The sequence below is a fragment of the Alphaproteobacteria bacterium genome, from assembly GCA_016124955.1.
GTDB lineage: Bacteria > Pseudomonadota > Alphaproteobacteria > UBA9219 > RFNS01 > RI-461.
Genome location: WGMR01000007.1, coordinates 87,922 through 111,539, shown reverse-complemented (window position 1 = coordinate 111,539; position 23,618 = coordinate 87,922). Strand labels below are relative to the sequence as shown.

At 60.8% G+C, this 23,618-nt stretch carries 16 protein-coding genes, 1 tRNA gene and 1 pseudogene; 12 read left to right on the top strand and 6 right to left on the bottom strand.

Annotated elements, in window-relative coordinates; all coding sequences use genetic code 11:
- Positions 1 to 22: 22 nt before the first annotated feature.
- The gene (locus GC131_06385) at positions 23 to 856 is read left to right on the top strand and encodes a TSUP family transporter (protein ID MBI1273691.1); all 834 of its coding nucleotides are present in this window, start codon (positions 23 to 25) and stop codon (positions 854 to 856) included.
- Here the strand turns inward: GC131_06385 and GC131_06380 are convergent.
- Complete coding sequence (locus GC131_06380; protein MBI1273690.1) at positions 843 to 1,883, bottom strand: MreB/Mrl family cell shape determining protein; 1,041 nt, start codon at positions 1,881 to 1,883, stop codon at positions 843 to 845. The genes GC131_06385 and GC131_06380 overlap by 14 nt on opposite strands.
- 280 nt (positions 1,884 to 2,163) lie before the next feature.
- Here GC131_06380 and GC131_06375 point away from each other — a divergent pair, with 280 nt between their 5' ends.
- Positions 2,164 to 3,204 carry a hypothetical protein gene (locus GC131_06375; protein ID MBI1273689.1) on the top strand — a complete coding sequence of 347 codons (1,041 nt, stop codon included), beginning with the start codon at positions 2,164 to 2,166 and terminating at the stop codon, positions 3,202 to 3,204.
- On the opposite strand, the gene GC131_06370 is transcribed toward GC131_06375, so the two are convergent.
- The 3 genes and pseudogenes from GC131_06370 to GC131_06360 form a co-directional block, all read right to left on the bottom strand.
- Positions 3,158 to 4,264, bottom strand: coding sequence for a hypothetical protein (locus GC131_06370; protein ID MBI1273688.1), 1,107 nt, complete (start codon positions 4,262 to 4,264; stop codon positions 3,158 to 3,160). The genes GC131_06375 and GC131_06370 overlap by 47 nt on opposite strands.
- Positions 4,257 to 6,006: pseudogene (locus GC131_06365) on the bottom strand (hypothetical protein). The gene GC131_06370 and the pseudogene GC131_06365 overlap by 8 nt, the downstream one beginning before the upstream one ends.
- Positions 6,007 to 6,186: 180 nt before the next feature.
- On the bottom strand, positions 6,187 to 6,588 hold the full coding sequence (locus tag GC131_06360; protein MBI1273687.1) for a hypothetical protein: 402 nt from the start codon (positions 6,586 to 6,588) through the stop codon (positions 6,187 to 6,189).
- Between the two features lie 115 nt (positions 6,589 to 6,703).
- Here GC131_06360 and GC131_06355 point away from each other — a divergent pair, with 115 nt between their 5' ends.
- The 8 genes from GC131_06355 to GC131_06320 all read left to right on the top strand — a co-directional run bounded on the left by GC131_06355 (position 6,704) and on the right by GC131_06320 (position 21,911).
- Complete coding sequence (locus GC131_06355) at positions 6,704 to 7,600, top strand: EamA family transporter (protein ID MBI1273686.1); 897 nt, start codon at positions 6,704 to 6,706, stop codon at positions 7,598 to 7,600.
- A 58-nt stretch (positions 7,601 to 7,658) separates the two neighbouring features.
- Positions 7,659 to 11,030: a phosphoenolpyruvate carboxylase gene (locus GC131_06350; protein MBI1273685.1), complete on the top strand. Its 3,372-nt coding sequence runs from the start codon at positions 7,659 to 7,661 to the stop codon at positions 11,028 to 11,030.
- A gap of 101 nt (positions 11,031 to 11,131) precedes the next feature.
- The gene (locus GC131_06345; GenBank protein MBI1273684.1) at positions 11,132 to 14,458 is read left to right on the top strand and encodes a phosphoenolpyruvate carboxylase; all 3,327 of its coding nucleotides are present in this window, start codon (positions 11,132 to 11,134) and stop codon (positions 14,456 to 14,458) included.
- A 224-nt stretch (positions 14,459 to 14,682) separates the two neighbouring features.
- On the top strand, positions 14,683 to 16,263 hold the full coding sequence (locus tag GC131_06340) for a mannose-1-phosphate guanylyltransferase/mannose-6-phosphate isomerase (GenBank protein MBI1273683.1): 1,581 nt from the start codon (positions 14,683 to 14,685) through the stop codon (positions 16,261 to 16,263).
- Positions 16,264 to 16,291: 28 nt separating this feature from the next.
- Positions 16,292 to 17,332 carry a GDP-mannose 4,6-dehydratase gene (gene gmd / locus GC131_06335; protein ID MBI1273682.1) on the top strand — a complete coding sequence of 347 codons (1,041 nt, stop codon included), beginning with the start codon at positions 16,292 to 16,294 and terminating at the stop codon, positions 17,330 to 17,332.
- A gap of 21 nt (positions 17,333 to 17,353) precedes the next feature.
- Positions 17,354 to 18,652, top strand: coding sequence for a methyltransferase domain-containing protein (locus GC131_06330; protein MBI1273681.1), 1,299 nt, complete (start codon positions 17,354 to 17,356; stop codon positions 18,650 to 18,652).
- Positions 18,653 to 18,727: 75 nt separating this feature from the next.
- Complete coding sequence (locus tag GC131_06325) at positions 18,728 to 21,373, top strand: glycosyltransferase (GenBank protein ID MBI1273680.1); 2,646 nt, start codon at positions 18,728 to 18,730, stop codon at positions 21,371 to 21,373.
- Between the two features lie 79 nt (positions 21,374 to 21,452).
- Positions 21,453 to 21,911: a two pore domain potassium channel family protein gene (locus tag GC131_06320; protein ID MBI1273679.1), complete on the top strand. Its 459-nt coding sequence runs from the start codon at positions 21,453 to 21,455 to the stop codon at positions 21,909 to 21,911.
- A gap of 8 nt (positions 21,912 to 21,919) precedes the next feature.
- On the opposite strand, the gene GC131_06315 is transcribed toward GC131_06320, so the two are convergent.
- Both GC131_06315 and GC131_06310 read right to left on the bottom strand, forming a co-directional pair.
- Complete coding sequence (locus GC131_06315; protein MBI1273678.1) at positions 21,920 to 22,288, bottom strand: hypothetical protein; 369 nt, start codon at positions 22,286 to 22,288, stop codon at positions 21,920 to 21,922.
- A gap of 44 nt (positions 22,289 to 22,332) precedes the next feature.
- Positions 22,333 to 22,419: transfer RNA gene (locus GC131_06310), tRNA-Leu, on the bottom strand.
- A 342-nt stretch (positions 22,420 to 22,761) separates the two neighbouring features.
- Between GC131_06310 and GC131_06305 the strand changes: the two genes are divergently transcribed.
- Positions 22,762 to 23,043, top strand: coding sequence for a hypothetical protein (locus tag GC131_06305; protein ID MBI1273677.1), 282 nt, complete (start codon positions 22,762 to 22,764; stop codon positions 23,041 to 23,043).
- A gap of 69 nt (positions 23,044 to 23,112) precedes the next feature.
- A complete protein-coding gene (locus GC131_06300; GenBank protein MBI1273676.1) occupies positions 23,113 to 23,616 on the top strand; it encodes a hypothetical protein in 504 nt (167 codons plus the stop codon).
- The last annotated feature ends 2 nt before the right edge of the window (positions 23,617 to 23,618 follow it).

Sequence of the window (23,618 nt, the reverse complement as noted above, 5' to 3'; positions counted from 1 at the left end):
TTCTTTTAAAGCTTCTGGCTTCATGCCCGCAGAAATCCTCACGCTCGAGCCGCTTTACATCCCGTTGTTGTTCGGGATCGGTCTTCTCGGCGGGCTGATCGAAGCGACCGCGGGCGGCAGCGGGCTTGTCACGCTGCCGGCGCTGCTGATGCTCGGGCTCGGGCCTGTGCAGGCAATGGCGACCAGCAAGTTCCAGTATGCCTTCGGCGCCGTCGCATCCATCGCGCGCTTCATGCGCGCCGGGCTGGTCGATTGGCGCGCATGCATCCCGCTGATGCTGGCGGGGCTGGCGGGCGGTGCGGCGGGCGCACTGGCGCTAACCGCCATAGACCCCGAACTGGTGGCAACCCTGATTCCGTTCCTGCTTATCGCCGCCGCCGCATGGTTTGCCTTCAGCCCCCGTTTCGACGACCATGAACGCAAGCAGCGTTTTTCTATCTTGACCGTAGCGCTTTTGGCTGTACCGCCGATCGCCTTCTATGACGGTTTCTTCGGCACCGGCTCGGCCAGCTTTTATGTCATGGCATTCGTCGCGCTGCTCGGGCTCAATGCCCGCCGCGCGACGGCCATGACCAAGCTCGTCGATTTCGCAAGCGGCGGCGCGGCGCTTGTGGTTCTGGCTTCGGGCGGGCATGTGCTGTGGCTGACAGGGCTATTGCTTGCGGCGGGGCAGGTTTTCGGCGCGTGGTTCGGCGCAGGGCTTGTCGTGAAGCACGGCGCAAAATGGGTGCGTCCGGTGATCGTTGCCGTCACGCTCGCGCTCAGCCTCAATCTGCTGGCGCAGCACCACGATTATATTCTCGGGCTACTTGGCCTTACACATGAAGGCCCGAATGTTCGGCTCAATAGCCGCTAACGAGCAGGTTCTTCAGGATCTTCATTTCCTCGAGCGCGCGGCCGGTGCCAAGCGCGACGCAGGAAAGCGGGTCTTCCGCCACGCTCACGGGCAGCCCGGTCGCCTGCCGGATCACGAGATCGAGGTTGCGCAAAAGCGCGCCGCCGCCGGTCAAAACGATGCCCTTATCGACGATATCGGCCGCCAGTTCGGGCGCGGTGTTTTCAAGCGCGACCTTGACGGCATCGAGGATCTGGCTCACCGGCTCGGCCAGGCTTTCGGCGATCTGGCGTTCGGTGATGATGATTTCCTTGGGCAGGCCGGTAGTCAGATCGCGGCCCTTGATATCCATCTGCCGCCCCTCGCCGTCTTCGGGCGGGCACGCGACACCGATATCCTTCTTGATCCGTTCGGCCGAACTTTCGCCCACGAACAGGTTGTGATAGCGGCGGATATAATTCTGGATCGCTTCGTCCATTTTGTCGCCGCCGACGCGCACGCTTTTCGAATACACGATGCCGCCGAGCGAAAGCACCGCGACCTCGGTCGTGCCGCCGCCGATATCGACGACCATCGAACCCGTCGGCTCCGTCACCGGCAAACCGGCGCCGATCGCGGCCGCCATCGGCTCTTCGATCAAACGCACAAGCCGCGCGCCCGCCGCTTCGGCCGATTCCTGAATCGCGCGGCGCTCGACGGCGGTCGAACCCGAAGGCACGCATATGATGATCTGCGGGTTGGCGAAGCTGCGGCGGTTATGAACCTTGCGGATGAAATGCTTGATCATTTCTTCCGCCACTTCGAAATCGGCGATCACGCCGTCGCGCAGCGGCCTGATCGCGCGGATGTTGGAAGGCGTGCGGCCGAGCATCAGCTTGGCTTCGTCGCCCACCGCCAGCACATGTTTCTTGCCGCGCGTTTCCGCGATCGCCACCACCGAAGGTTCGTTCAAAACGATCCCGCGTCCCTTGACATACACAAGCGTATTCGCGGTGCCGAGATCGATGCCCATATCGGTGGAAAGCAGGCCCAGAAGGTTGGCAAACATGGCTATTCTTTCGTAAAGCTGAGACGCGTTATGCGGTGAGCGGCCGCGGAAAAACCTAGGTTGCGACTTTTAAACTTATCCTGCCCCCTGCGCAAGCGCCCCGGCTGACCCGGCGGGCGCGCGCGTTTTTACGGGGTTTTCAGGGGTTTGCCCGAATGCCGGGCCCGCCCGGGAGGCCCCGTAAGCGCCCGCGGGGGCGATCATGCAAAGGTGTGTGGATTGCCGCGCCGGCACATAACACTTTATATATAGAGAGCACCCCACCCGACGGAGCGCACCCATGCGCCGCTGGCTGCTTGCCATCTTGCTGCTGTTTATCTTTGCCGCCGGCGCGCTCGCCTGGCTGCACAGCCAGGGCTATATCGCGCGCGGGCATGAAACGCTGCATCTTGCCATCAACAAATGGCCGAGCGACGAGCTGCTCTATCTGGCGCAGCAAAAAGGGTTTTTCAAAGATGCGGGCGTGGATGTCAACCTCGTCGTGCTCAACGACATCACCGAGATTCGCGATGCGATCCGCTTCAACCGGGTCGATGGCGGCACCATGACGCTGACCGAAGTGCTGACCATGCATGCCGCCGGCACGCCGACCAAAATTGTGCTGCTGCAGGATTTTTCAAACGGCGCCGATGTCATTATCGCGCGCGCGGGCATCGCGAACGTCGCCGGGCTGCGCGCGCGCCGCGTGGGCGTGGAAAAAAATTCGCTCGGCATGCTGGTGCTGGCCGAAGCGCTGGCGCAAAAAGGTATGACGCTGGCGAATGTAACCGTGGTGCCGACGGAACAGCCGGACATGGAAGCGGCGTTGCGACAGAAAAAAATCGATGCCGCCGTCACCTATCCGCCCTTCGCGCCCGGCATCCTGCGCGACCGGCGCTTCAACGCCATTTTTGATACCACGCGCATACCCGCGACCGTAATCGATGTGCTGGCGCTGCGCGAAGAAGAATTCCGCAGCCACAAGGCGCAAATACCCGCCGTGATTGCGGCCTGGGACCAGGCGCTGCGCTACGCGCACGAAAACCCGGACGAATTTCGTGCGCTGATCATGCAGCGCGAGAATATGAGCGCGGAAGAAACCGATGCGGCGCTGGCGGGGCTGAAAATCCTCGATGCCAACGAAATGCGGCGGCTGACCGAACGGCACGCGCTCACGCGCGCGATCGAACGCACCAAGGACGTGTTGCTGACGCCCGCAGAACGCGCCAAAACGTGGGATTCACGCGAATATTTCGAACCCGCGCCCCTGTTCGGCGCGCTGATTTTCTGCCGCACTACCTTGCGAACAGGCGGCGCAGGCTGCCGGCCGCGCATGCCCTGATCCGCGCATAGCCGCGTTCGTTCGGATGGCGGTCGATGTGTTTGAAATCGCTCTTTTCCAGCCAGCACGTAACCACCGGTCCGGCGGCGCTTTCCCGCAATTCCCGCAAAATTCTCTTCGTTTCGTCAAGATAGTCGCCTTTATGCGCTTCATGCAGCGTATTGACGACGACAAAAGCGACATTGCCCTGACCAAGCCTGCCGGTCATGGCGCGCATCATGCTTGTGCCGTCCGCGAATGCCTTCACATGTCCTTCGGGCACGCTGGGCAAGGTGGCGGGCGCAAGGTCGGGGGCGCGGTAATAATGGTACAATACCGAATGACGCATCAGATACCCCGAAAGACAGGTCAGCCAATCGTGCGGCACGGCCTGCGTCCAGTTGCGTATGGGTTCAAGGATGTCCGCAATGGGCCGGTCGAGCGGCACATATCCGAAAGGTTCGGGCCCGGCGTTCGCAGTATTGCACTTCGCGCCGGGTTTTGCGCAGGCAATAAGCCGTTCCGTCAAACGATGGCTTTTGCGGGTCCAGTCTGGCGCGATCATAATGAACAGCGCCTTGCGAATGTTAAGTTTTTTGCCGTGATGGACAACGATGGTGTGCCAATCGGTCGTGCCCCATCCCTGCAATCCGAAATCCAGCGTTTGCCAGCCGCCGGGCATGATGGTTGCGGCATCTTCCTCGAAACCATAAAACCACGGCGCCACACCCATGCCTTGGGTAAATGAATCGCCCAGCACCGCAAGCGCCGGTGCGCCGGGAACGAAATCGTGTTTTTGCACCAACCCAAGATCGTTGGTCGTGAAATGCATGTCATATTCCAGATCCGGGGGCTGGCACGCATACTGATAGATGGAAACCTGCCTGATTGTGGATGACGGACGGAAAGTCCAGTAATCCGCGAGCTGCCGCGTCGGCTCATACGACATATATTGGTAGATGGATTGTGCATCCATATAGAAACGCGGAGCCATCCGGCGAAACACAAGCTCTGCCCCCAAAAGCGCCAGCGCGATAGCGCCGATCATCAATGCGCCATTGATCAGTATTTTCTTAATCAAGTTCGAATCCTTCCTTGTGGTCGGTTGCCAGCGCCGGGTCCTGATTTTCCTTGCACAAATAACAGTCGCCGATCGCGAGCCGTTCGATCGCGGTGCCCATAAAGCAGCGGAAGGCATCTTCCGGGCTTTCCACGATCGGCTCGCCCCGCACGTTAAAGCTTGTATTCACCAGCACGGGGCAGTCCGCAAGCCCGTGAAACGCCTGTAAAAGCCCGTGAAAACGGGAGTTGGTTTCCTTATGCACCGTCTGCACCCGCGCCGAATAATCGACATGCGTGACGGCGGGAATGTCCGATCGCGCCACGTTCAGCTTCTCGATCCCGAACAAGGCTTGCTCAGCCGCCGTCATCGCCCGCCGCTTTTCCGGCACGACATCGGCCGTGAGCAGCATATAGGGGCTGTCGCAATCGATCCCGAACCATTCCCGCGCATGTTCGCGCGGCACGGCAGGCGCAAAAGGGCGGAAAGATTCGCGAAATTTCACTTTCAGGTTCAACGCTCTTTGCATGGCGGGGCTGCGCGCATCCGCGAGGATGGAACGGTTCCCGAGCGCTCGCGGGCCAAACTCCATGCGCCCCTGATGCCAACCGAGCGCGTGCCCCGCCGCCAGATCGGCGGCGGCGCGGCGCACAAGCCCGGTCTCATCCAGAACGGTGAATTTTGCGCCCATGGCGCGCAGCCGCGCTTCAGTGTCTTCCTGCGCATAGGCGGGGCCGAGATAGGCGCCCCGCATCGCCCGCCGCAGGCTGGATCCAGATATTATCGAACGCGGCGTCCTGCAAAATTTTGCCGTTGGCAACGCAATTGAGCGCGACCCCGCCCGCAAGGCAAAGATTTCTGCCCCCGTATTCGGCGGCAAGCGCGCGCGTCATCCTCAGCATGATATCTTCGGCCACGCGCTGGATCGAAGCCGCAAGGTCCATATGCCGCTGTTCCAGCGGCATATCCGCGGCCCGCGCCGGGCCGCCGAACAGCGCGGCAAAGGCCGGGCCCGTCATGGTCATGCCCGTGCAGTAATCAAAGTATTTCATATCGAGATGAAAGCTGCCGTCCGGCTTTACATCCACCAGCTTTTCGCGAATCAGGTTTTCGTAAACCGGCGCGCCATAGGGCGCGAGGCCCATCAGCTTGTATTCGCCGCTGTTGACCTTGAAGCCGCAATAATAGGTAAAGGCGGAATAAAGCAGCCCGAGCGAGTGAGGGAAATGTATTTCCTTTTCGACGGCAAGCATGTTGCCGCGTCCGAGCGCGGCCGAGCTTGTGGCCCATTCGCCCACGCCGTCCATGGTCAGAACAACCGCTTGCTCGAAGGGCGAGGGATAAAAAGCGCTGGCGGCGTGGCTCAGATGATGTTCGCTGAACAGGATGTTTTCATCGAAAATTTTCGTATCGTCGATCGTGCGCAGCTCATTTTGCAGCAAATCCTTCAGAAAAAGCTTTTCGCGCAGCCAAACCGGCAGCGCGGCGCGGAACTGGCCGAAACCGCGCGGGGCGAACGCTAGGTAGGTTTCAAGCAAGCGTTCGAACTTCGGCAACGGTTTGTCATAGAACGCCACAAAATCCACATCCGCCAGTTTCGCCCCGGCGACCGCGAGGCATGCGCGTATGGCACGGGAGGGAAAGCCCGGATCGTGCTTCTTGCGCGTGAAGCGTTCTTCCTGCGCGGCGGCGATGATGTGCCCATCCCGCACCAGCGCGGCGGCGCTATCATGATAAAAGGCGGAAATACCGAGGATAAGCATGCGCCCGCGCGCCTAGAACAGCGTATAGACGAACGGCGCGACCACCGAGCCGTGCGCCAGCACCAGCATGCCACCCGCCATCAGCATCACGGCGATGATCGGCAGCAGCCAGAATTTTTTGCGCACCCGCAGGAACGCCCATATTTCCCTGATCAGACCGAGCATTGCGTTTCCCTGCTCCTAGAATTGCCGCGGCATGCTGGCGCGCGGGTCCGGCCCGGGCGGGTCGCGTTTGATCCAATAACTTGCAGCCGTGCGGTCGCGCTTCAACCGCAGCGGGTCGCGCCCTGCAAGCCGCATCAGGATCGCGCAAGGCGTGATCACACCGAAAAATATCGCACCGAGCACGAGCGGGCTGACGATATGGTGCAAAATATCCGCCAGCTTCATCCATGCGCGGTTGAGCGGCGCCAGCGCGCGCGGCACAATCAGCGCGGCCAGAAGAAAAAACGTGCCGGCCAAAACCGCCCATGGACGCCCCGCTCCGCCATACAAAAGCGGCCACGCGCCGGCAAGCGCGAATACAAACGCGAACAGGAAACCGAAAGAACGGTTGCTTGGAAGTTTCGGCGCAGACGGCATTGAACGGTCTTTATCGGACACGCCCCGATTAAACCGGAAGCGCGCTCCGAACACAAGCGCGCAGCATGACAGGGGCCGCAAAACCATATAGAAGTGATGGGATACATCCATATATATGGAACAAGCCCCTCCCATGCCCCCGCCATCGCTGCCGCCCGGTATCTACTACGCGCTGCTCGCCGCGCTGCTTGCTGTGGTCTCCGACACCTGCCTCAAGCTGGTGGGCCAAGGCTATCCGGTCTGGCAGCTGGTGTTTGCCAATGTCGCGGGTGCGCAATTGTTCGTGTTCTGGCCGCTGCTCACCTTGCGCCGCGAATGGGGCGTGCTGAAAACGCCGCTGCTGCGCTTCCATTTATTGCGGGCGGCCTTCGGCCTCGTTGCCGTATTCACGGCAACAATCGCGATCCGGCTTTTGCCGCTGCCGATGTTCTACAGCCTTTGCTTCACCGCGCCGCTGGTAAAAACGCTCATGGCCTCGGTTGTGGTGCGCGAACGCATCACCGGCGCGATCTTCGGGCTGCTGATGCTTGGCTTTGCGGGCACGCTGCTCATCATCCAGCCCGATGCCGCCTTCAAGCTGGAAAGCGATACGCTGCTCGGGGTTGGCATGACGGCGGCGTTCGTTTTGTCCTACACCTGCTCGGTGCTGGTGATACGCAGCAGGTTGCAGGGGGAGCCGTCGCTCACAATGTCCTTCTACCCGTCCTTTGTTGATCTTGTTGTCGCCGGGGGGCTGCTGCTCGTGCTCGGCGGCAAGGCCTTCACATGGCCCGATCTCGCGCTCAATGTCGCCGTCGGCGTGGTTGGCGCGCTTGCCAATCTCGCGCTTGTCACCGCGTACAAACGCGCGCCGGTCGCCGCCGTGTCGCCCATGCAATATACTGAAATGGTCTGGGGCGTGGCGGCAAGCTATGTCTTCTGGAATCACCTGCCCACGCCGCTAACGCTGGCGGGGGCCGCCCTGATCATCCTTGCAAGCTGGCTGGTCGGCCGCATGCGGCGTTTCGCATGAAACGGCGGCACAAAAAACCGCCTTGCGCAATGCCCGTCGCGCCGTTCTAATCTGCCCGATGCCCCTGTCCCGCGCCCTAAAAACCCGTTTTTCCAGAAGCCAGGCCGTCGGCACGCCTGCCGCCGCGCTGGCCTCCACCGATGCGCGCGATATCGCCCGCGCGCTTTGCGCCGAAATGCTCTCCGTTCTGGCACGCAAGGATCCCGCGCTGGCGTCCGATCTGCGCGATCTGGCTGATCGTATCCTCGCACCCGTGCCATACAGCCAAGGCGAAAGCGATCCGCAAGCGGCTTTCGCTTCCGCCCGCATGCGCGGCGAAATGCTGCATGCCCAATGCGAAGCGCTGGCGGCCGGCGCACATGTGCGCGGCGGGCGCAAGATGGAGGCGCGGCGGCGGGCGCTCGCGGGCGCTTGGGCACGGGTCGGCAAGCTGATCGAGCTTTCCGGGCATCTGGCGTGCGAAAATTTCTTCGATATGCGGCGCGCGCGGCGCGATGAAATGCTGCGTGCCTTTAACCCGGACCGCGGCGACCGCCCGCCGGTCCTGGCCGAAGCCGATATGGTGCCGGGCGGCATCGAACGCACGCTCTATCTCATGAAAGACCCGGGCGGCACGCACAGACCGCGCCGCTATGTTTTCCGCAGCGCGCACGAAGCCGTCAATTACCTAAACTTGCCTGTTTTCGTACCGGTGCTGACACAGCACCCCACCAATCTCGATACGCTCGCCACCAGCCGCCTTTTGCGCGCGGTCTATAATGCGGCGCGGGCGGCGGCGTTGCGCGGCGGCGATGGTGCGGCGCTGCGGCGCTTGCGGCAAGAGCTTGCCGCCTTTACCGAAAACGAGCTGACCCCGCTCGATACCGACGGACGGCCGCGCAATTTCTCGCCCAGCGAGGAAACCGCCTTCGTGCTCGATATCATGGAACATATGTTCCGCAATCTCGATATCGTCTATGGCACCTTTGATCAGGCTTTGGCGCGGCGCTGGGGCAAGAAATACGATGCCAGGGAACGCAAGCGCTTCCGTCTGAATTACCAGCTGGTTTCGTGGGCGATGGGCGACAAGGATGGCAATTCCAACATCCGCGCCGAACATCTGCTCGAAGCCGTGATGCTGCAGCGGCGGCTCGCGCTGCAGCTAACGCGTGAAGAGCTGCGCATACTGCCCCCCTTCCCCGGCGCGGCGGCGTGCGGTGCATGGGAAAACGCTTTTGAAACGGCCGAAAACAAACTGGCGGCGCAACTTCAGGCGCTCAGGCTTGCGCGCGAAGAAAGCGATGGCGTCGATATCCCGCTGCCGCAATCGCGCTTCGATACCATCGCCGCCGGCGCGCAAAATATCGTTGTGCCGCCGGGCGCGGCGCGGCCCGTTTCCTTTGCGCAGGCGGAAGATATGTTTGCGGGCGCGCTTTCGGCTTTGTTCGACAAGGCAGGCGGCAAGCAGCAAGGCGCGGTGCTTTCGCTGCTGCGGCGCACGCACACCTTCGGTCTGCAACTCGGTCGCATTGAATTGCGCGAAACCGCGAACGAATATTCGCGCACCGTCGCACATTTGCTGGCGCACCACCCGTTGACGGGCAAAAAGCTGGCATACCTGAAAATGACGGAACGCGAACGCGCCCGCCTGCTCGACAAACTTGCAAGCGAACACCCGGAAGAGCTTGCGAAGGCCGCGCAAAAATTTCTGTCTTCCATCGAAGAAACGGCCGCGCTGCGCGCCTACGATCCCAAAGATCCGCAAATTATCGCCTATCACACGCTGAAACGCCTGCAAATTGCGGCGCAGAACGCAGGCATGTTCACGGATATGATTCTGGCGGAATGCCGCGGCACCCATCACATGATGGAAGCGCTGGCGCTGCAACGCGCGGTTTCACCCGCATTGCGGCTGCACATTACGCCGCTCCTGGAAGAGTATGAAACGCTCAATAACGCCGGCGCCATGCTGGTGCAAACATTGCAGCATGCAAGCTACCGCCGGCATCTGATGGCGTGCGCGAACGGCGATCCTGCCGCCATCGTGCAGCGCATCCAGGTCGCGCATAGCGATAATGTGCGGCGCGCGGGCACGGCGGCGGCGCGCAGCAACATTCACCTGTTGCATCACGATGTTCCGGCGCACTTGATGCAAAAACGCGCGCAAATCACGCGCCTGTTCGCGGCCGATGGCGTTGATACGCGGCAGATCGATATCACCGTGCAATGGTTTGAAGGCGGCAGCATGTCGGATGCGCTGCGCGGCGGCGTGCGATCCTTTACCGCCACCATCAACGCCTTCGGCCTGCATCATTACACCAAAGCCACCTTCCAGGGCGGCGATCTGCACAATTTCTTTAACACCGTGTCGTCGTTCCGGCGCATTCTGTTACGCACCTTCACCCATTGCGCCAAGGAACTGGCGCTCGGCACCGGCACGGTCGCGCGCAACGATGCGGTCGAACGCGCGGTCAAAGGCGCGCTTGAAAAATGCTACGCCGATTACACCGCCCGGCATTTTAATGTAAAGGCGAACCCGATCGGCTGCCTGTTCGCGCACCCGCTCGTGAACTATCCGCTCTATACCATCATCGGCAACCGCGCCTCGCGCAGCGCCACGCGCATTGCGGCGGGGGACGAGGCGGTCTATGCCCATCCGCGCCGCGGTACCGTGCCGGTGCGTACCGATAAAATCCGCACCATTGGCTTCAGCAACAATTTGAACGAAGCGAACATCCAGGGTTCATGGCTTAGCGGCCAGAATATGTCCGATTATCTTGCGCGCGCGCTGCGACCGGGCAGCGCGGGGGGGCAAGCGCTGCAGCGCGCGGCGGGCGGGCGCACAATGGCGCACAAGAACCGCCGCCTCACGGCGGCGGGTGCGCGCACGCTTTATGCGCTATCGCCCAGCTTCCGCGATGTCGTGGATTTTATGGGCTACGGGCTGATCGTCAGCGATATCGGGCGCTTGCAGCAGCGGCTGGCGCACGCCGCGAAGGAAAGCGGCATCCCGCTGATCGGCACGATCAAGAAATACGTGTACGATACGCTGCCGCGGGATTACGCGGCGGCGGCCGAACTTGTGCTTGCCGCGCTCGGGCAATTGCCGCCTGCGCGTATGCTAAGCGGGAAAAGCGCGGGCAAGGCGCCCGATGCGCAGACCTGCGCCCGCCTTTGCCACGATGTCGCACAGCGCGCGCTGGCGCATCTGGCGGACGAGATCGGCGTGAAACACGATTTTGTCACCCTGCTTGAAGTCATGCGCGATAATGTGCTGACGCAGGCCTGGCGCGAAGGCAGGCGCGAACCGAACGTGGCCGAACTTGCAACGCTGAGCGATATAGCCAGCGGTATGGCGATTTACCGCCATGGCCGCATCTTCGCCGCCGACGACCCGCATTACGGCACCGAGCTGCGCAGGCACCGCGCTGCAATGCAAAAAGCCTCGTAAATCCACGCATTAACCATAGATTCTGGTGCTTGCTTTCAGGAGCATATTTTTTCTACCCTAGTGTCCGTTTTTGGCAGTTACTTATTTTTTAGGAATAGTCCATGCCATTCGACAGCAATCCAACGCCAGAAGCCTATGCGGCTGCGTTGCAATCGACGGACGCAAAAGAGATTGCAAGCGCGTTGTGCTCCGGCTTTCTGGCGGAACTTGCCAAAAAGGATCCGGAACTCGCGACCGATCTTGGCGTCATTATCAGCGAAGTTCTGAACGCGCCCGATATTGAAAGCCTAAGCCATGAAGACGGGCTTGCCGCCGCGCAAGCGCGGCAGGCGCGGCTTGCTATCGCTTGCGAAAGCCTTGTGCAGCGCTACATGGACAGCCCGCAGCGCCTGCGGCTTCTGACGGCAGGCTATGCCAAGCTCGGCAAGATCCTGGAGCTTTCAGGCCATCTCGCGCGCGAAAATTTCTTTGATATACGCCGCCAGGCTCGCAACGAAGCGCTCGCGGACTTCGATCCGAACAGGGATGCGCGCGCGCCGGTGCTGCGCAAGGCGGATATGGTGCCGGGCGGCATCGAACATCTTCTCTTTAAAATCAAAGACAGCGACGAAGGATCGCAGCGCGTTTTCAAAACCGCGCGCGAAGCGGTTGACGGGCTTAGCCAGTCCGCCTTCATGCCGGTCCTGACCCAGCACCCGACCAATATCGATACGCTCGAAACATGGTCGTTGATGCGCGACATGCACGATGCGGCGCGCGAAGTATCCATGCACGGCCCGGAACACGCCGCGGAAACCACCGCACGGCTGCAGCACGTTATGGGTGGCTTTCTCGGCACCGAACTGACCCCGCTTGGGCCCGATGGCGCGCCGCGCGCCTTTACGCCGTTCGAGGAAATGGAATTTGCGCTCTATACGATGGAAAATGCTTTTAACTACCTGCCGGACACCTACGATACGTTCGATCAGGCGCTCACGCGCCGCTTCGGCAGCAGCTACGGCGCGGCGGAACAGCGCGACCTCAACCTCAATTTCCGCATGGGCTCATGGGCCATGGGCGACAAGGATGGCAACGCCAACCTGAAGGCCGAACATTTGCTGCTCGCCACAATCCAGCAGCGGCGCCTGGCGCTGCGGCTGTACCACGCGGAGCTGGCGGAATTGCGCCGCGCGGGCGTAACGCTCGATCCGGATATCGAAGCGCTCGATGCCGCCTTCGTGCGCGGCATGGGCGTGCTTGACAAGCAGCTCGCCTTTCTCGAAGCCCGCCGCAAAGGGGGCGCCGACATTCCCTTGACGCAGACCGAATTCGATCAAATCACGGCGGCAACGGCAAGCGCGCTCGGCACGGAAGGTGGGCAGCCATTGTCTTTTGCCGCCGCCGATGCGCGCATGGGCGCGGGGCTGGAACGCACGCATAAGGCAACGCGCGGCGGCGCCAAAAAATCCGTGCTGACCCTGATGCGGCAGCAGCGCGCATTTGGTCTGCATATGGCGCAAATAGAAATGCGCGAAACGTCGGAAGTGTACACCGATATCATCGGCCTTCTGGTCACGCAGGATCCCGCAACCGGTGCGCCGGTCAACTACGCGGCGCTAACCGGGGCAGAGCGCACGGCGCTGCTTGAGCGCATCGTGCGGGAGCATCCGGGCTGGCTGCAACAGCAGGCGGATGCGTTCCTGCGCGACATCGATGATACCGGCGCGCTGCGCACATACAGCGAAAGCGATCCGCGCGCGATCGCCTATCATACACTCAAGCGCTTGCAGCTCGCGCGCGAAAACCCCGACATGTTCCAGGATATGATCCTGGCTGAATGCAAGGGCGCGGGCAATGTCATGGAAGCGGTGGCGCTGCAAAAGATGGTCGATCCGTCCCTGCATCTGCATGTCACGCCGCTGCTGGAAGAACCGGAAACGCTGCGCAGCGCGACCAGCCTGGTGCGGGACCTGATGCATCTGCCGGCATACCGGCAACATTTGCTTGCCTGCGCCGGGGGCGATCCTTCGAAAATCAGCTTGTGCATTCAGGTTGCGCACAGCGACAATGTGCGGCGCGGCGGCTCGCTGGCGGCTCGAAGCGCAATCCACGCCATTCACCGCGAAATTCCGGCCTTCCTGCGTCAACACCGCGCAGAATTCATCCGTCTGTTCAAAAACGACGGCGTCGATACAAGCAAGCTGAACATCGATGTCGAATGGTTCGAAGGCGGCAGCATGTCGGATTCGCTGCGCGGCGGCGTGCGCTCGGTCACGGCGGCGATCAACGGTTTCGGCCTGCACCGCTTTGTCAAAATGACCTTCCAGGGCGGCGACCTGTTCAACTATTTCAACTTCGGCACTTCGTTCCGGCGGCTTGTGGTGCGCCTGTTCAACAACAACGCCAAGATCATGTTCCTGAACAAGGACAAGCCGTCACAAGTACAGGCGATCGAAGACGGCGTCGGACGGGCGCTCGAACGTTGCTACGAAGATTACACCGCCAAGCATTTCAACGATGACCCGAACCCGATCGGGTTCCTGTTCGCGCATCCGCTTGTGAACTACCCGCTCTATAGCGTAATCGGCAACCGCTCTTCGCGCAGCGCCGTGCGCGGCGATGGCAGCAGCACCGTATATGCCGACCCGGAACGCGGCACACAGCCGATCGCAACCAACAAGCTGCGCACCATAGGCTTCAGCAACAACCTGAACGACGCCAACCTGCAAGGGTCGTGGCTCGGCGGCCAGAATGTTATCGCCTATTTGAACGCGGAAATCACGCCCGGCAAGGCGGCGGGGCAGGCGTTGCTTGGCGAAACGCCGCGTGGCGTTACCGTTTTCAGCGGCGGCAAACTCACGGCGGCGGGTATCCAAGCGCTGTACAGAACATCGCCCAATTTCCGTGACGTGATCGATTACATGGCCTATGGGTTGCTGGTCAGCGACGTGGGCCGCCTGCAACGGCGCATGCACAAAGGCGTGACCGAAGCGGGCATTCCGCTGATCGACGGTATTGGCCAATATATCAACGATACGTTGCCGCGCGATTACGCGGCGGCATCCGAACTTGTTCTGGCGGCCTTCGGCCAGTTGCCGCCGGGACAGATTCTTGAAAGCCACACGCGCGGCCACGCAGCGACGGTAGGCGAATGCGCTTCATTGCGCCACAGAATTGAAATGCAGGTATTGCCGCACTTGCGCGAAGAGGTCAGCATGAAGCGCGATTACATCATGATGATGGAAACGGTGCGCGATCAGATTTTGATGTGCGCATGGAAGGAAGGAAGGCGCGGCCTGACCAACACCGAGCTTGCGACGCTGAGTGACGCCGCGAGCGGCGCGTCGATCTTCCGCCACGGCCGGATCTTCGCCGCCGACGATCCGCATTACGGCGCCGAACTGCGCCACCACAGGCAGCAAAGAGCGGCTGGCGCGGCGCCCGCCTAATTGTTGCTTTTTGTGCCGTCCGAAGCCCTTATCTGGCCTTGGCCCGGAAACTATAGGGCCTGCGCGCACCGTATATTTGCTAACCAATTGATATTATTAATAAATATGCCATGAAGCCGGGTTTTTTTACCTTGTAGGTTTTGCTGCCCGTATGGCATAACGCCTGTCAGGGATATTCGGGCGGTGCCAGGCCTTGGGCGGCGCGCCAAAAACACAGGTTTTTCATGAGCGTACAGTTAATCCCGGTGATTATTTCAGGTGGGGCCGGGTCGCGGCTCTGGCCTGTATCGCGCGCCAGCGATCCCAAGCCCTTCATGCGCCTTGGCGACAATCAAAGCCTTTTGCAAAAAACTTTTGCCCGCGCGGCCGCGCTGCCGGATACCGAAGAAATCATCAGCGTCATCAACCGCGAAACCTATTTCCGCGTGCGCGATGAATATGCGCCGCTGTCGCGGCAAGGCCTCGCCAGCTCCTATGTGCTGGAACCGGAAGGGCGCAACACCGCCCCGGCGGTAACGGCGGCGGCCTTGATTGCGGCCGAACGGCACGGCGATGATGCCGTCCTGCTCGTGCTGCCCGCGGACCACATCATCGCCAATGGCGCGGCCTTCGCCGATGCGGTGGCGGAAGCCGCCGCGCTGGCGCAGCAAGGCATGCTGGCAACTTTCGGCATCCAGCCCACGCGCGCCGAAACCGGTTACGGCTACATCGAGACCGGCGATGCGATCACGGATGCGTCCGCCAGTGCGGTCGCGCTCGCCGCTGGCGGCGCCGAAATCCGTACCCTGTTCAAAGCCGCGCCCTTCCGCATCAGCCGCTTCGTCGAGAAACCGGATGAGGAGCGCGCACGGCAGTACGCCGCTTCGCGCCGCCATCTCTGGAACAGCGGCATGTTCTGTTTCACGGCCGGCACGCTGCTGGCCGAAATGCAGCGCCACGCGCCCGCTATCGTCGCGGGTGTGCGCAAATCGGTCGAGCAGGCGCACAGGCTGAAGGAAAAGGGCGGCGTCACGGTCGAACTGGGCGGCGCCTTCATGGGCGCGCAGAACGTATCGCTCGATTACGCCTTGATGGAAAAAGCCAAGGGCGCCGCCGTCGTCAAATGCGATATCGGCTGGAGCGATGTCGGATCCTGGCTCGAGGTCAGCAACCTCGCCCCCGCCGATGCGGACGGCAACCGGATCGAAGGGCAAGCGATTTTACACGATACCTCGGGCTGCTACATCCACGCCGAAGACCGCATGGTCGGCGCCGTCGGTGTCGAAGACCTTGTGATCGTCGATACCGCCGATGCGCTGCTGGTGGCCCGCAAGGACCGCGCGCAGGATGTGCGCGCGATTGTGCAGCAACTGAAGCGCGATAACCACGAAAGCGCGGTCCTGCATCGCACGGTCTATCGCCCGTGGGGCACCTACACGGTTCTGGAACAACGCGAAAACTTCAAAATCAAGCGCATCGAAGTGCGCCCGGGCGCGGCGCTTTCGCTGCAACTGCATCATCACCGCAACGAACATTGGGTTGTGCTGCGCGGCACCGCACGCGTCACCAATGACAAGGAAGTTTTTATCCTCAAGGCCAACGAATCGACCTTCATCCGCGCGGGCAACCGCCACCGGCTGGAAAACCCCGGCGCGATCGATCTGGTGATGATCGAGGTGCAGAGCGGCGAATATCTGGGCGAAGACGATATCGTCCGCTTCGAAGACCGTTATCAGCGCATGCCGCATGCGGGCGTGCCGGCGAAACAGGACAACACGAAAAAGCGCAAAACCGGGCCTGCAAGAAAAAGAAAACCGCGCGCATAACCCTTAGGCATTTCTGGAAGGAACTTTGATGGCCAAGACTGCACTCATTACCGGCGTAACCGGCCAGGACGGCGCTTATCTCGCCAAGCTTTTGCTGGAAAAGGGCTACACGGTCTATGGCGCGCATCGCCGCTCGGCCGCCAACAATATGTGGCGCCTTGAAGAGCTCGGCATCGCCGGCCAGATCGAAATGGTGGGCATGGAATTGCTCGAATACGGCAATGTGCAGCAAGTTGTGGCCGACCTGAAACCGGACGAACTTTACAACCTTGCGGCGCAAAGCTTTGTCGCCACGTCTTTCACCCAGCCGCTTTATACAACCGAAGCCGACGCGCTCGCGGTCACCCGCCTGCTTGAAGCGGTGCGGCACAACAGCCCTAAGACGCGCTTCTACCAGGCCTCGACCTCCGAAATGTACGGCAAGGTGCAGGCGGTGCCGCAAGACGAAGCGACGCCCTTTTATCCGCGCAGCCCCTATGCCGTGGCCAAGCTTTACGGCCACTGGATCACGGTCAACTACCGCGAATCCTACAACCTGTTCGCCTGCGCCGGTATCTTGTTCAATCACGAATCGCCGCTGCGCGGCCCCGAATTCGTGACCCGCAAAATCACCGCCGCCTTCGCCGCCATAAAAACCGGCCAGCTCGACAAGGTCGAGCTTGGCAATCTCGATGCGCAGCGCGATTGGGGCTATGCCGGCGATTATGTCGAAGGCATGTGGCGCATGCTGCAGCAGGACAGCGCCGAAGATTACGTGCTCGCCACCGGCGAAACCCACACGATTCGCAAATTCGCCGAACTGGCCGCGCGCGCGGTCGATGTCGATCTCGTCTGGCAGGGCAAGGGCGTCGATGAAGTCGGCACCTGCCGCAAGACCGGCAAGGTCTGGGTGGCGGTCAATCCGAAATTCTATCGCCCGGCCGAGGTCGATCTTTTGATCGGCAACCCCGGCAAGGCAAAACAAAAACTGGGCTGGCAGCCGCAAACCGGTCTCGATAAACTTGTCACCATGATGGTGGAAGCCGACTTGCGGCGTGCACGCATCGCTAAAAGCAGTCTTGCTGCCTGAACAACGGGAAAACGGAAGCCGATGTCGCAACCCTCCACTGCCGAAAAAACCCGGCCCCCCGGGCAGGATTTCTGCACCGCGATCGAAAATTGCCGCCTGTGCGGCAGCGGCGGCCTGACCGATGTGTTCGACCTTGGTACGCAGGCGCTGACCGGCGTGTTCCCCAAATCGGCGGCTGAAAACATTCCCGCTGGGCCGATGCGGCTGGTGCAGTGCGATGATTGCAACCTTGTGCAGCTCGCGCACAACTACCAGCCGGGCATGTTGTACGGCCAGACCTACGGTTACCGTTCGGGCCTCAACGCCTCGATGGTTCGTCATCTTGAAGGCAAGGTGGCGGCGGTCTGCGCGCGCGTCGCGCTGCAGCCGGGCGATTGGGTAATCGATATCGGCAGCAACGATGGCACCACGCTCGGTGCCTATAAGGTCGAAGGGCTTCGCCGCCTCGGGATCGATCCTTCGGCCGCCAAGTTCCGCAAATTCTACCAGCCGGGCATCGAGGTGGTTGAGGATTTCTTCTCCGCCGATGCTGCGCGCAAAATTGTCGGCGCGGGCGGCAAGGCGCGCGTCATCACGTCGATTGCCATGTTCTACGATCTGCAGGATCCCTGCGCCTTCGCGCGCGAAGTGGCCGAAATGCTGGCGGATGACGGCGTCTGGGTGTTCGAACAAAGCTACCTGCCCGCCATGCTGGCCGCGCGCTCCTACGATACGGTGTGCCAGGAACATCTGGAATATTACGCGCTGGCGCAAATCAAGTTCATGGCCGATAAAATCGGCCTCAAGATCGTCGATGTCGCGTTAAACGACATTAACGGCGGCAGCTTTTCGGTCACGGCCGCGAAGCAAGCCGCGCCATGGCCCGAAGCAACCGCCATGATCCATGCGATGATGGCGGAAGAAAAGCGGCTCGGGCTTGATACTCCGGCGCCGCTGCAAGCTTTCCAGCAAGTCGCCCGCGCGCAACGCGAAGAATTACTCAAGTTGCTGCAACGCCTGCAAAGCGAAGGCAAAAAGGTGCTCGGTTACGGCGCCTCGACCAAGGGCAATGTGCTTTTGCAATATTGCGGAATTAATAGCGAAACGCTTCCCTGCATCGCCGAGGTCAACCCGGATAAATTCGGCGCCTTCACGCCGGGCACCAAAATCCCGATCGTGGCCGAAACCGAAGCGCATGCGATGCAGCCCGATTATTTTCTGGTGCTGCCCTGGCATTTCCGCGATGCCATTGTGGCGCGCGAACAGGCTTTTCTTGCCCGCGGCGGCAAACTGATTTTCCCGATGCCGGAACTTGAGATTGTAGGCAGAACCGGGGCATAATATCCCCCGGGCTTTCATGCCGTGCCGCGCAAGCGGCAATGGCGGTGGTGAAACAGGCGTCACAGAGAACAATTTATGCGTATTTTCTGGCTCGGCATGCACAAACTTTTAACGCGCACCGAGCTGCCGCGTCTGCGCCAGTTGGGCTACGAAGTTTTCAACCCCCCCTATCTTAGCCCCGTGCCGGATCAGTCCGCCAACCTCGCATGGGATACGCATCAGCCCACCACGCTGCCGCGCGACGTGTTCGATAAATTGTCGCGCACCAATTTTTATTACGATCAGGTCAGCCCGGAAGTTGGCGAGCTGCTCAACGCACATTTCGATGTCATGATCGTCACCATCCATCCCGGCTGGCTGCACGAGCTTCTGCGCGTATTTCGCGGCAAGGTTATCTTTCGCACCTACGGCCAGATCGAACCGCTCAGCGACCATCTGTTCAATTTCGGCACGCTGCGGCTGGTGACGGAACGGCCCGATTTCTGGTTCGTGCCGCACAGCCCGCTAACGGCGGCAAGCGAGCATGCCTGGCTGCGCGATCGATGCGTGCCCGTGCCTTACCATCTTGGGCAGGACGCGCTTGCGCTCACGGATACCTGGGCACAAGGCGAACATAAGCCCGAAATTATGGCGGTGTGCCCGAATATCGATAACATCTATTACCGCCACCACTATCTATACCTGAAGCGCAATTTCCCGCAGCGGTATTTCCGTTTCTATGGCGTGCAGATGCGGAGCGATATCGAAGATCCGCAAATCGTCGGCACCTTGCCGCGCGAACGGCACCTGCAGGCCTATAAGCAAAGCGCCGGACTGCTTTACACCTATACCGAGCGCGATGTTTGTTACCTGCCGCCGATTGAAATGATGGTTGCGGGCGGGCCCGTTGTTTTTATGCCCGGTTCGCTGCTCGATCGCTATTTCGGCGGCAAGGCGCCGGGACGGGCGCAGAACGAGGATGAAGCGCACGCCAAAACGCGGCGCTTGCTGGCCGGCGACAGCGGCTATATTAACGAGGTTATCGCGTCCCAGGGCGAGGTGCGCAAACTTTATACGCCCGAACATGTCAACCCGCTGTTCGATGAAACATTCGCCCGCCTGTTGAAGCCGGAAACGCGCAACACGGCACGCCCGGTCGTGTTGAACGCGGCCGACCGCGCCGATGAAACGCAAAAACGTATCTATATCTACGATCATTACCCGCACCGAAGCATCAAGTTCGAAAACGGCAGCTATATCGCGACCGACGGCATTCCCCGTGTCATGCGCCGTTTTTGCCACGCGCTTCTGAAACATACGAAACTGCAAGTCGTAATCACCGCCTATGCGTCCGAGGCCGCGAATGTACACGGGTTCTTTACGCCCGGCGGACCGGACAGCGCGCGCCTGCGCATCATGCCGGTCGAAGGGGATGAAGCGCTGCCCGCCCGCCCCGGTATGGCGTTGCCGCGCGGCGTGAACCCGCACGAAGGGTTGAGGCACCGCGTCGATGTGGTTGAACGCGGCTTGAAGGAAAAATTGCTGAGACTCGGCCTTACGCTCGCGCGGCGCGGCCCGCGTATCCGCCGGCTTATTATCATAGCCGGACAGATTCTGCTGCGCGGCTTGCGTTTCGCGCGCAAGGTTTTTGCCTATGTCATGGCGCGGCGCGGACGCCTCCGGAAAAAGTTCGCCCGCCTGCAGCCGAGCCAGCTGGTGCCGCCGGCATTCCGCGGCTTCCTCTACAGCCATACCGACCGCATCAACGCCGATGCGCACGCCGTCGGCATTATCAATCCGCATTATTATTTCTTCATGGATTCGCTGACACTGGAAAAGCCGCTGGCGCTCTATTTGCCCGATTACATCCCGCATTTCTACAAAGAAACCGGGGAATTCAATGTCGATGCGGGGCTCGCGCGCGTCGCCCGCTATATTACACAAAAAGCGCAAGTGGTTTTTACCAATTCGCACTTCAGCGCGGGCTACCTGCCGCGCTGCGATCTGAAGGTGGATGCCGCCAAAATCCGGGTCTTTCCGCTGCCTCAACTCAACACCGGCACGATCGAACATATCGACGAAGCCGCGCCGGCAATCGCGGCGTTGCGCGCGCAGCTGCGCGGCAGGCCGTTCCTGTTCTACCCTACGCAGAACCGGCCCAATAAAAACATTGCGATGCTTTTGCGCGCAACGCATCGTCTTTCCGCGGAATTTCCGGATCTGCAGCTCGTGCTCACCGGCCATATGGATCATTTCGAGCCGGCAAAGGAAGTCTTTGACCAGCTTAACCTCGAAGCCCGCACGATTTTCGCACGCGGCATTGATGACGAAACCGTCGCCTGGCTCTATCGCAACTGCGCCTGCCTCGCTTTCTCTTCCAACATGGAAGGCAATTTCCCGACGCAAATTTACGAAGCGCTCAATTACGGCGCGCCCATCGTCGGCACCGAGCTGCCGATGATCACCGAAAAGCTGGCCGGGCAGGCGGAAAACCTGCCGCTGGTCACGCCCGAAGATACGGATGCATTCGCCGCCGCCATCGCAGCCGTGCTGCGCGACCGCGCGGGGGCGATCGCAAAACAGCAAAAGGTCGCGGCCTATATCCGCGGGCTCGATGAAGAGGGTGCGTTTGCAGCGGGCGCCGTGAATGTCGTGCGTGAACTGGCGGGCGAGCCGCTTCCCGCCGCAAGCAGCGAAGCGCAGCCGGCCGAAGGCGAGCAGAAGCTCGATGAAGTCGCCTGAAGCAAGGCTGGCCTAAAATCCTCTCAATGCCTATAATTTCCCTACGGCCAGTTATTCACGACGCGGGGCAGACAAACGCATGCTGATCTATCTTCTCGGCTGGATCATCGCGGGCGCGCTCGTTATGGCGACGCTGCTGGTGCATTACGAGGTGATCCTCGCGATTTCCGATCGCATTCTGCCGTGGGTGCAAAAACGGCATGCGGGGCGGCGCGCGATGGTGCTGATCGTCGCCGCATTGATCGGCGGGCACATTATCGAGATATGGGTGTTCGCGCTGGCGATGAAGGCGGTCGCGATGTTCCCCGCGCTCGGATCGCTCGCGGGCGATTTCGATGCAAGCCTCGGTGCTTTCGGCTATTTCTCCGCCGTCAACTATACCTCGCTCGGCTACGGCGACATTATTCCCCACGGCGCCTTTGCCGCCATCGCGGTGGCCGAAGCGCTCACGGGCCTGCTGATGATCGCCTGGTCGGCGTCCTTCACTTACATAAAGATGGAACAAATCTGGACCGCCCGCAGGGGCGGGAAAGTGTAAAATACGCCTTATTCCTGGCTTTTCACGATATTGACCCGGCCGAAATAAAATTCAAATTTCCTGCCGTCCGACAATGTGCCGAAACCCTGCCCGGATGAGGTCGTGCCGGCAAAATTGAATTGCCCCGTCAGGCCGTTGCCGCAACTCAAGGTTCCTTCCCCGGCGGTCGCGCCGGTCAACGAAGACGGGGCATAATATTCGCCTTCGCATTTCACGCCGGTATCGCTGGTGATTGTAATATTGCCATTGCCGCCGAGCGCGGTTGTGGCGGAACCGATAAAACTCTCGGCCTTCGCGCCCTTTACGGTTCCGTAAACCGGATACGTCGCGCAACCGCAAAGCAAAAACACGGAAAGCATCGCTGTAAGCTTTTTCATCGTATCCCCCGACATAACCCGGATCATGGCCCGTCCGGACGGGATGGTGCCCCAGGAGGGACTTGAACCCCCACACCCTTGCGGATAGCAGATTTTGAGTCTGCCGCGTCTACCAATTCCACCACTGGGGCCGCGCACCGGCTTTCTCCCGATGCTGCAATTTTAGATGCATTGCGTGTAGTGCACCTGTCTTGCAACCGCTGGCGGCGATCATACCGGCTGTTTTTGCCCCGTCAACAAGCCGCAATACATGCCCTTTCATGCAACAACTGCGCTGCACTGCAATGTGCGGGCTGGCTAAAGCGCTGGAATCCATGCCGAAGCGGGCACAAATATGTACGGCATTTGCATAAAATGGCCCTCCATGATTCGGGGTTTTTGAACTATTTTGAGGCATAATATTAAGATAACAGTAAGCACCTTGTGTTTAGGGAATCGAAGAGCGGGCAACCGCCAACAAGGGGGAAAACGTTATGGCAACCATGCAGGGAACATACGGGCCGCGGCCGGGCGCACCGGCCAAGACCCAGCCCGTAAAGCCATTCGTGTACAAACCCAAGGTCACGCGCGAGGAAAAAATCGCGATGTGGGCGACGCGCGGCGCGATGGTGATGGTGTGGGCCGCGTTGCTGGTGGCCTTGATGCTGATCATAAGCGCCAACAAACCGCAGCCGCAGATCGAATGCCGTTCATCCATGTCCGGTTTCGGCGGCAGTTCGTTGATCGCCTTCGGCGGCTGCAGCGTGCGGCGCTAGGCGCTTCTATCCGGCTTTTCCGGGTTCTATTCTATTGCCAGACATGGCGAAATCGCGCACCATCTTGTCATGTTTTTCTGGATACTTGTGGGCGGCGGCGCCGTCCTTGTCCTTCTCCTGATTCTGCGGTTCGTGTTTAGCACGGGCGTGCCCTTGCTGCCGCGCGCGCTTACAACCTTCGTCTGGGCTGCGGCGGGCGGGGGCATAGCGTGGCTTGCGCTGCACATCAGTATCGGTTTTTCGGTTGCAATGCTTCCGCTTATTTATGCGCTTGGCCGGCAATGGATGGTTGAGCGCGCCAAATGGCGCGAAGAGCTGGTGGCGCAGGCGATCAGACAGCACAGCCAGGGCCCGCCGCGCGCCGCGCCGCCGCCGAAAATTCCCGAACCGCCCCAAACCGCGATGACGCGCGCCGAAGCGCTCGCGATCCTTGCGCTTGGGCCGGGCGCAAATGCCGAAGCCATACGCGCCGCGCACAAAAATATGATGCTGCGCAACCACCCGGATCAGGGCGGTTCCACCTATATCGCCAGCAAGATCAATCAGGCAAAGGATGTGTTGCTGAAATCATGAAG